The 8,948-nt window shown below is 43.5% G+C and carries 9 protein-coding genes and 1 rRNA gene; 4 read left to right on the top strand and 6 right to left on the bottom strand.

Features of this window, described 5'->3' with window-relative positions; all coding sequences use genetic code 11:
- Positions 1–237: 237 nt before the first annotated feature.
- From KQI91_RS13070 to KQI91_RS13055, 4 genes are all read right to left on the bottom strand, one after another.
- The gene (locus tag KQI91_RS13070; RefSeq protein ID WP_216393221.1) at positions 238–414 is read right to left on the bottom strand and encodes a hypothetical protein; all 177 of its coding nucleotides are present in this window, start codon (positions 412–414) and stop codon (positions 238–240) included.
- A gap of 3 nt (positions 415–417) precedes the next feature.
- Positions 418–786: a DUF4186 domain-containing protein gene (locus KQI91_RS13065; RefSeq protein ID WP_216393220.1), complete on the bottom strand. Its 369-nt coding sequence runs from the start codon at positions 784–786 to the stop codon at positions 418–420.
- The gene (locus KQI91_RS13060; protein ID WP_216393219.1) at positions 783–2,141 is read right to left on the bottom strand and encodes a M20 family metallopeptidase; all 1,359 of its coding nucleotides are present in this window, start codon (positions 2,139–2,141) and stop codon (positions 783–785) included. Before KQI91_RS13060 ends, KQI91_RS13065 begins: the two co-directional genes overlap by 4 nt.
- A 79-nt stretch (positions 2,142–2,220) precedes the next feature.
- Positions 2,221–2,703, bottom strand: coding sequence for a CinA family protein (locus KQI91_RS13055; RefSeq protein ID WP_216393218.1), 483 nt, complete (start codon positions 2,701–2,703; stop codon positions 2,221–2,223).
- A gap of 248 nt (positions 2,704–2,951) precedes the next feature.
- Here KQI91_RS13055 and KQI91_RS13050 point away from each other — a divergent pair, with 248 nt between their 5' ends.
- The 4 genes from KQI91_RS13050 (at position 2,952) to KQI91_RS13035 (ending at position 7,817) form a co-directional block, all read left to right on the top strand.
- Positions 2,952–3,863 carry a LysR family transcriptional regulator gene (locus KQI91_RS13050; protein WP_216393217.1) on the top strand — a complete coding sequence of 304 codons (912 nt, stop codon included), beginning with the start codon at positions 2,952–2,954 and terminating at the stop codon, positions 3,861–3,863.
- A gap of 62 nt (positions 3,864–3,925) precedes the next feature.
- Complete coding sequence (locus KQI91_RS13045) at positions 3,926–4,897, top strand: RluA family pseudouridine synthase (RefSeq protein WP_216393216.1); 972 nt, start codon at positions 3,926–3,928, stop codon at positions 4,895–4,897.
- Between the two features lie 148 nt (positions 4,898–5,045).
- A complete protein-coding gene (locus KQI91_RS13040; RefSeq protein WP_216393215.1) occupies positions 5,046–6,395 on the top strand; it encodes an MATE family efflux transporter in 1,350 nt (449 codons plus the stop codon).
- 69 nt (positions 6,396–6,464) lie between these two features.
- Positions 6,465–7,817: an MATE family efflux transporter gene (locus KQI91_RS13035; RefSeq protein WP_216393214.1), complete on the top strand. Its 1,353-nt coding sequence runs from the start codon at positions 6,465–6,467 to the stop codon at positions 7,815–7,817.
- On the opposite strand, the gene KQI91_RS13030 is transcribed toward KQI91_RS13035, so the two are convergent.
- Both KQI91_RS13030 and KQI91_RS13025 read right to left on the bottom strand, forming a co-directional pair.
- Positions 7,814–8,455 carry a DUF4317 family protein gene (locus tag KQI91_RS13030; protein ID WP_216393213.1) on the bottom strand — a complete coding sequence of 214 codons (642 nt, stop codon included), beginning with the start codon at positions 8,453–8,455 and terminating at the stop codon, positions 7,814–7,816. The two genes, KQI91_RS13035 and KQI91_RS13030, sit on opposite strands and share 4 nt — an antisense overlap.
- Positions 8,456–8,783: 328 nt before the next feature.
- A 23S ribosomal RNA gene (locus tag KQI91_RS13025) occupies positions 8,784–8,948 on the bottom strand; the annotation flags it as partial.

The raw sequence follows: 8,948 nt of genomic DNA, 5'->3' as shown, positions 1-8,948 counted from the left end.
AGCCATTTGTGAATCCTCCTTGGTAATTTTGTTTGTGGTGAACTTATTATACCTAAAGGGAGAGCATTTGGCTCTATTTATTTTTAATATTCAATTTACACCATTATACGGGCATAACCAATTTTGTATACTTATCGGCATCGGGATTACCCTGCTGTACTTTTCTCGATGCAAAACTAATTTCTGGAAATGATCTATGTGTACGGCAGATGGTATAGCTTTATTTCTTGTATTCCATCAGCACATGTGGGATGCCGTCTTCGTCCTGCAGCCACAGATGGCAACTTTGTCGGCATCGTCGATTTCCTGATATGGACAGTTCTGCTCCACGACAAAGACGGATATGCGTAGTTTATAGATCTCGTATAATTCTGCGGTGGTTAATTCATCAAAGGTTTTTGTGACCAGTTTCATTTCTTATCTGCCCTCCATCTCCCGCCGGATCCAGGTCATGATCACGTCCACGAGATAGTCCTGCTGTATCTGGCTCAGTTGTTTCCCTGGCTGAATCCTGTGCCATTTCTTAATGCAGCCACGGCAGCATGTCGCTGTCGCATGCTGTGCGATAAATACAGGATGACCGCGCATCGGGGTCTGTTTTCCATCGTTTGGGATCTCTGCCGGTACTTCGCGCTTTGCGATAAAATCGCGTGCATGTTCTTCTATTTTGTCCAGCCCCTTGCTGTTGATATAGTCAATATCTGTCTGCTTCAGATGAAATCTGCTTCGGAATGTTGATTTTCCCAGATTCTCAAAAAGCTGTCTGTACCATTCGTCTTTTGTCATATTGCAAGAAGATTCTTGATCGCTTCCATATAAATAAGCACAGCTTCTTCCATTCCTGATACAAGAATAAACTCATCTGCGCCGTGGATGCGGTAGTCGATTCCCGGCATTTCCGGTCCGAATGCGATGATGTTTTTGAGTGATTTCGCGTAAGTTCCACCGCCGATCACCATCGGTTTGTTCTCTGTATCGCCTGTAACATCTACGTATGCCTTGTACAGAGCATTTACAAGAGGGGATTCTCTCGGGAAAAACAGTGCATCACCGATCATATGAACCTCGATACATCCGCTCTCATCTTCCAGTCTGTCCGCACACATCTTACGGACTTCGTCTGCTTTGAGAGTAACCGGTACACGAATATCGATCGTACTGGAAATCACTCCATCTTCTGTCTTGACGATTCCGTTGCACAGAGTCAGCTCACCAAATTCATCTGCAAACTTAAGTCCAAGACCGGAGCCATCACAAGCTGTACCGATATGCTCATTATAGAATTTCACAAAGTCATCTTCGAATCCTGCTTTGGCAAGGCATTCAAATGTCACACCTGCCGCATTGACGCCAAGAGTCGGTGTGCTGGCATGTGCAGGAACTCCCTTTGCATAAATGCTGATCTCGCCGTTCTCTTCTGTCACTTTGTATTCCTGAAGTTTTGTTTCTGCAAAAGCGGCTTCCAGTTTGTCTTTTAGTCCTGTTTCTGCCGGAACAACTGTATTGCAGGTATCACATACAGCGTTGGAAACAAAACCTCCGTTCATGGAAATGATCTTGGTATTCTTGGAATACGCTGTCATCATTACCATGCCCTTCTCACCATGGATGCACGGGAAGTTTGCGTCTGGTGTAAATCCGCAGGATACTTCCTCTGCAACTTCATTGTAATGTTCCATACATTTGGAACCTGTCTCTTCATTGCATCCCATGATCAGACGAACTCTCTTGTTGAGTTGCACTCCGGAATCACGGAGAAGTTTCATTGCGTAAAGAGCTTCCAGAACCGGTCCCTTATCATCTGTGGTTCCACGTCCATAAACGTGGTCACCTTCTCTGGTAAGTCTGAACGGATCATAAGTCCAGTCACCACCGACCGGAACGATATCCAGATGTCCGGCGATACCAACGATTTCTTCGCCCTCGCCCATCTCAGCATAACCACAGTAATTGTCCAGGTTTACGGTCTTGAATCCAAGTTCATCGGCAATCTTGAGTGCTTCCTCAAGTACCTTTGCAGGACCTTCTCCAAATGGCATTCCCTCTGCCGGCGTTCCAAGCTGTGAATCGATTGCAACCAGTCTTCCGAGATTTGTCAGCATCTCGTCTGTTAATCCATGAATTTCTTCTTTGATGCTCATTATCATTTCCTCCAAATCACATTTTCCTGCTAAAATCCATCTGTTCTGGCAGTCTTCCTTTAATATACACTTTTTTACTCTACATCACAAGTGCCTGCAGCTTTTCAAATACCATATCTGTATACATCTGTTTAATTTCATGCCTGTTCATTCCTGCAACCTCTGCATGCATTTCAAATATATTTACTTTATCTTTTACACGAATACAAAAGTATACCACTCCCTGTACACTGTCTGCATTGTTCGGGTCAATGTTTCCGGTCGTTCCTGTTATTCCAATGGCAATATCCGTTCGCATTTTTTCCTGCACCGTCTTTGCCATTGCTTCTGCACATTCCCTGGAGTATACACCGTACTTCCGAATGATTTCTTCATCCACTCCGATAAAAATTTTAGTCTCATTCAGATACGTGACATAGCCTCCCGGAAAGATTGCAGATGCACCTTCTGTATCAGTGATCGTAGATGCGATCATGCCGGATGTACAGCTCTCCATCGTGGAAATCGTCGTATGTGTATCGATCAGTTTTTTAACGACCATGTCTTTTTGTCTTTGTTCCATATGCTTCATCTCCCCATCGAATTGCTGCCTTTATCCTATCAGATATCGCTTATCCAAGCAATTGTTTTTCCATGTTTTCAAAACCAATTCTCTCTTTCATCTTCTTTGCTGATTGTTAATGCTGACATCTCTATACCTCATTCCCTATTTTTTATCCATGATTGATAATATACCACTTGAGTATGTATTTGAAAAATGATATTATTTTATATAAATGATAGGTATTTCCTATACTAGGAGAATGTAAAATGACCATACGACATCTGACTATTTTTGTCGCAGTAGCTGACCAGGGCTCCATGAGTGCCGCTGCTGCTTCTCTGTTTTTATCACAGCCTACCGTAAGTCAGGCGATCCGCGAACTGGAAAAGCATTACAACGGACTTCTTTTTGAACGTCTCGGCAAAAAGCTATACCTCACTGAACGTGGAAATCTGCTTCTGCCGCAGGCGCGCAGTCTGATCCGTCAGTTCCAGCAGCTTGAAGAACTTATGCTCAATCAGGGACAGTCCTCCACATTGAAACTCGGTTCCACGATCACGATCGGAACATGCCTGACTCCTTTTCTGATCCCGAAACTCCAGAAGGCCTGTCCGGATGTCAGGGTTCATTCTTATGTGAGTAATACCAAGGACATTGAAAAAAAGCTCCTGCGTTCTGAACTGGATGCCGGAATCGTTGAGGGTGAGATTCTTTCTCCTGACCTTACTGTTCTCCCGATCATAGATGACTGTCTGGTGCTTGCCGCAGGTAAAGATCATCCTTTTTATCAGAAAAACTGTATCCAGGTACAGGATCTTGCCGGGGAATCCTTTGCCATGCGTGAGCAGGGAAGCGGAACCCGGCAGCTTTTTGAAAATTATACGACCAGACATCAGATTTCTGTTCAGACCGTCTGGGAGGCAAACAGTCCCCGTACACTCCTGAATGCGGTGCTTTATGACCGTGTACTTTCTGTCATGTCTCTCCGGCTTATGAAACATGAGATCCAGCGCAACACGATTCGTGTTTTTTATAACCAGAATGGCGAATGGAACCGCAAATTCAAACTGGTCTACCACAAAAACAAGTTCCTCACCCCTGCAATCTATGAGCTGGAAAAACTTCTTCACACGTACAAAAATATTAACCTCCCGACCAATATGGGAATACTTGAATAAAAAAGCCGATGCACCTGTAAACGGTTACCGGCAAATCTCTTTCATATAAAGGAACTTTTCTTATGGAAAAATATATTAACCTTACAGTCCTGACTGATTCAGCCGCTTCTACAGTCGATCAGGTTCTTCGTTCTCAGGGACACCTGACAAAAAAACAGATCAGCCGCGCCAAATTTTTTCCGAACGGCATTCAGAAAAATGGTGTCCGCTGCCGGATCACAGAATCTGTCCTTCCCGGTGACGAGATCCGCGTCTGTCTGGAAACTGCGGAAATTGCTTCTGAACAGCTTGTTTCAGGTGATTCTTCTTCCCTTGCGATTCTGTATGAAGATCAGGATATTCTTGCAGTAAATAAACCGGCTGGCATACTCACTCATCCGTCCGGTAGCCATTATGCGGATACCCTTTCTAATCAGGTCGCTGCTTATTTTCAAAATAAAAAAGCCTCCATTCGTGTCCGCCCAATCGGACGGCTCGACAAAGAGACTTCTGGTATTGTTCTGTTTGCTAAGAATCAGGTTGCGGCGCAGCGGCTTCAAACACAGCGTAAAGAGCATATTTTTCGTAAGGAATATCTTGCCGTTGTGGCTGGACATCTGCCAGAAGATCCTGCTGATTTCTGGCATACCATTTCTTTTCCTGTAAAAAAAGTATCTGACCATCCACTGCGGATGCAGGCTGTTCCTGATCCTGACGATAATTGCAGTACCGCTGCTTCTTCGCTTCTGCCCGCGGTTACGCATTACTGTACGCTTTACAGTACAAAAAAATGGTCACTGATATCTCTCCGCCTGGATACCGGCCGCACACACCAGATCCGTGTTCATATGAAAGCTCTCGGGCATCCACTTCTGGGAGATAGTTTATATTATAAAGAAAGACCTGATTCTTCCTCTGTACTGCCAGTCTTTACCCGCACCGCCCTCCATGCCTGGAAGCTATCCTTTCGGCAGCCATTTGAGAAGCATGAGGTCCGGTTGATCGGAGAATTACCTGCGGATTTCAGGCAGATTGCCGCTTACTTGTTAAAATAGGTTTTTGTATACGTTTTGTGACTGTTTACAGTTAAGTATCTTGCAAAATGTTTTGCCCTGAATAACCATGCTTGACAGAGACATCTGTCCATGTGAAAATGATATAGATACAAATGAATTTTATTTTTTGTTTATTGGAGGATTTTTTATGTCAGATCAGGTTCGTGATATGACGAAGGGTTCCCCGGCAAAGCTGATTCTGCTGTTTGCAGTTCCGCTGATGCTGGGGAATATTTTTCAGCAGTTGTATACGATGGTGGATACAATTGTTGTAGGGCAGGTTGCGGGAGTTCAGGCTCTTGCTGCCCTTGGAGCTGTTGAGTGGATCATGTGGATGGTACTCGGCGTTTCTACCGGAGTTACACAGGGATTTTCTATTTTAATCTCGCAGCATTACGGTGCACGGAAATGGAACAATCTCAAAAAAGCAGTCGCTCACAGTTATCTGCTTACGGCGGTCACTGCTGTTTCGCTTCTGGTTGTCAGTCAGCTTGCTGCCAGATGGATCCTGGTTCTTTTGAATACACCGGATAATATTATTGGCATGTCGTTGATCTATCTTAGAATCGTTTTCTGCGGAATTCCGATCGTTGCCGCCTACAATATTTTTGCCTCGGTGCTGCGTGCTCTTGGCAACAGCCGGACACCTCTGATCGCTATGATCATTGCTTCTGTTATTAATGTGGTCCTGGATCTTGTTTTTGTTGCCGGACTTCACTGGGGTGTGGCCGGTGCTGCTCTTGCTACAGTTACTGCTCAGGCTTTTTCTGCTCTGTACTGTTTCGTTGTAGTGAAAAAAATCGATATTGTACATATTTCCAGAAATGATTTTGAGCATGTACCGGGACTGAACCGGAAGCTTCTTGGACTCGGCGCACCGATCTTATTTCAGGATGTGATCATTTCTGTTGGCGGTCTTGCTGTGCAGTTTGTGATCAACGGATATGGCTTTCTGTTTGTTGCCGGATTTACTGCAACGAATAAACTTTATGGTGTTCTGGAGATGGCTGCGATTTCTTATGGATATGCGGTGGTTTCCTATGTTGGACAGAATCTCGGTGCAGGTAAGATCGCACGTATCAAAAAAGGAGTACATGCCAGTGCTTTTCTGGCATTCCTGACATCAGCATTCATTAGTATTATGATGTTTCTTTTTGGAAAAACACTGCTCTCTATGTTTATTTCCGGTGACCCAACGCAGACAGAACAGGTGCTTGCCATTGCATGGCACTATCTGTCTATTATGGCTTCCTGCCTCTGCATCTTGTATTTCCTGTATGTTTACCGTTCTGCGCTGCAGGGGCTTGGAAATACAATGATTCCTATGTTGAGTGGAATTGTGGAATTTTTTGTCAGAGTCGGTGTGGCACTGCTGCTTCCGAAACTTGTCGGTCAGAATGGGATCTTTTACGCGGAGATTGCCGCATGGACAGGAGCAACAGTACTTCTTGTTGCCAGTTATTATATTAACATTCGAAAATTTAAATCGGTTAATTGAAAAAGTATTGACTCTACAACTGTTATAGAGTTTACTATGATATAGAAAGAAAGGAATCAACATTTTATTATGGAAAGAAATCTTACATCCGGCAGTATCCTAAAAAATATTCTCTACTTTTCACTGCCCTATCTGTTATCTTATTTTCTGCAGACCCTGTATGGTATGGCAGATCTCTTTATCATCGGTCAGTTTGAGGGAGTTGCCAGTACTACAGCCGTCTCGATTGGAAGCCAGGTCATGCATATGATTACGGTTATGATTGTTGGTCTTGCCATGGGGTCTACCGTCACCATTGCACAGGCAATCGGCGCCAGGGACAAAAAAAGTGCTTCCAGAACAATTGGAAACACGGTTACTTTGTTTATGACTGTTGCTGTTGGATTAATGGTGATCCTGCTTCTTCTGGTTCATCCGATCGTATCGGTAATGTCTACCCCTTTGGAAGCGGTAAGTGGAACTGTAGTTTATCTTACGGTGTGTTTTATTGGGATTCCGTGTATTACAGCATATAATATCATCAGTTCAATTTTTCGCGGGCTTGGAGATTCCAAAAGCCCGATGTATTTTATTGCAATTGCGTGTGTGGTGAATATCGGACTGGATTATCTGTTTATGGGGTATTTTCACCTTGGACCGGTTGGAGCTGCACTTGGCACTACGTTATCTCAGCTTGTGAGTGTGATCATTGCTCTGGTTGTGATTCTGAAAAAAGATACAGGAATCTCTTTATCACGAAAGGATTTTCGTCCAGATCATGCATCCCTGCAAAAGATTCTGAGCATCGGCATACCGGTTGCACTGCAGGATGGATTTATTCAGATTGCTTTTATTGTGATTACGATCATTGCAAACAGACGCGGACTTGATACAGCCGCCGCTGTCGGCATTGTAGAGAAGATCATCAGCTTTTTATTTCTGGTTCCCTCTTCTATGCTTTCCACGGTTTCTGCTTTGTGCGCACAGAATATTGGTGCAAAGAAACATGATCGTGCTTCGAAGACACTTCGTTATGGAATTCTGATTGCTGTTGGTTTTGGAGTAATTGTCTCAATTGTAATCCAGTTTGTTGCAGAACCTGTGGTATCATTATTTACAACAGATGCAATGGTTATTGTACTCGGTAGTCAGTACATACGTGGGTATATCTTTGACTGTATTTTTGCAGGAATTCATTTCTGTTTCAGTGGATACTTCTGTGCTTATGGAAAATCAGGTTTTTCTTTCCTGCATAATATTGTGTCCATCCTCTTTGTACGTATTCCGGGAGTTTACCTGACTTCCTTGTGGTTCCCGACTACGCTGTTCCCGATGGGGATTGCGACGGCATGTGGATCATTATTGTCAGTTATCATCTGCTTGGTTGTGTTCCGATGGATGAAAGGGCATGTGATCCGACCAATGACAGCATTGCACAATTAATCACACAATTGCAGTATTTTTAATAAGTCTTTTTTCGGAAGATCCGGATTACTTTGGTAGATATCAATGTAGTCCGGATCTTCTGTTCTGTTATTGAATGAAGGAAAAAGAAATCCGCATTCTGGTTTACCTGGTTCGTAGTCACCGGACACCGGACAGATCGCGCAGATGATATACTCATAAATTTCTTCGGATTCCCAGAGACTTTCGTGATCTGCCGCTTTGAGGGGGATATCGTAAGTGTTATGGAAAAGGTATACGGCATAGTCATGATTTGTGTGATAGTTTTCTGCTATATATTCGTAAAAGGATTCGAGAAGAGCATCGTTTTTGAGACCACAGGATTTTATCCCGAGCAGGAGCTGGCGGATAGCACCTGGAGTGTATGCCTCTTTGGGGATTTTGTAACGTTTGAGGTTCTGATTGGTTGGTGAAAATGGGATGATTTTTGCTATGGAAAGATTCTTCTCTTTTTCGGAATTCTTGAGTTTCAGAAAGTTGGTATTGAAAGTTCCGTCGATGAATCCGTCTGCGTCCATGTAGCTTCCTGCAATGCGGGTCATGGATGTTCGGGCAACTGTCATTCGGCGGGTAAGTTCGAGCATATCGTCACGGTTGATTCGGGTAATTGATGGCATGGTGATTCCTTTCTTATATAGTAGGTATTGTGATTCTCATATGTAGGTATTATGGTTCTCGTATGTAGGTATTATAGTTCTCTCACGTAACCAGTTATCCATATATCGGATCGTGGAAGCTGGTTACTGGGAAAGAATAATTTATCATTTTCTGAGAAATACATTTTTTAATTATAAATTTCATAAACAATATTCATATTGCTAGTATAACAAATATATTTAAAGAAAGATACAAAAAAAGAAGCAGATTTCTCTGCTCCTAAACTTCTATCATATCTTCAAAACCACATACATGTTAAACATCTCCGAATCAATTGACCATGCTTTCTTGGTCAAGCCCTCACCCTATTAGTAGCAGTCAGCTCCATGTGTTGCCACACTTCCACCCCTGCCCTATCGACCTCGTCGTCTTCAAGGGGGTTTACTCCTTTCGGATGGGATATCTCATCTTGAGGGGGGCTTCACGCTTAGATGCCTTCAGCGTTTATCCCTT

Origin of the sequence: Blautia sp. MSJ-19 (assembly GCF_018918125.1) — a bacterium.
GTDB lineage: Bacteria > Bacillota > Clostridia > Lachnospirales > Lachnospiraceae > Blautia_A.
Note: the sequence above shows the minus strand (reverse complement) of the source record. Positions and strands in the feature narration are given on the sequence as shown.

What these genes read in the sequence shown, in the direction of transcription:
- KQI91_RS13070 (WP_216393221.1), bottom strand. Translation starts at nt 414, where the DNA reads ATGAAACTGGTCACAAAAACCTTTGATGAATTAACCACCGCAGAATTA.
- KQI91_RS13065 (WP_216393220.1), bottom strand. Translation starts at nt 786, where the DNA reads ATGACAAAAGACGAATGGTACAGACAGCTTTTTGAGAATCTGGGAAAA.
- KQI91_RS13060 (WP_216393219.1), bottom strand. Translation starts at nt 2,141, where the DNA reads ATGAGCATCAAAGAAGAAATTCATGGATTAACAGACGAGATGCTGACA.
- KQI91_RS13055 (WP_216393218.1), bottom strand. Translation starts at nt 2,703, where the DNA reads ATGGAACAAAGACAAAAAGACATGGTCGTTAAAAAACTGATCGATACA.
- KQI91_RS13050 (WP_216393217.1), top strand. Translation starts at nt 2,952, where the DNA reads ATGACCATACGACATCTGACTATTTTTGTCGCAGTAGCTGACCAGGGC.
- KQI91_RS13045 (WP_216393216.1), top strand. Translation starts at nt 3,926, where the DNA reads ATGGAAAAATATATTAACCTTACAGTCCTGACTGATTCAGCCGCTTCT.
- KQI91_RS13040 (WP_216393215.1), top strand. Translation starts at nt 5,046, where the DNA reads ATGTCAGATCAGGTTCGTGATATGACGAAGGGTTCCCCGGCAAAGCTG.
- KQI91_RS13035 (WP_216393214.1), top strand. Translation starts at nt 6,465, where the DNA reads ATGGAAAGAAATCTTACATCCGGCAGTATCCTAAAAAATATTCTCTAC.
- KQI91_RS13030 (WP_216393213.1), bottom strand. Translation starts at nt 8,455, where the DNA reads ATGCCATCAATTACCCGAATCAACCGTGACGATATGCTCGAACTTACC.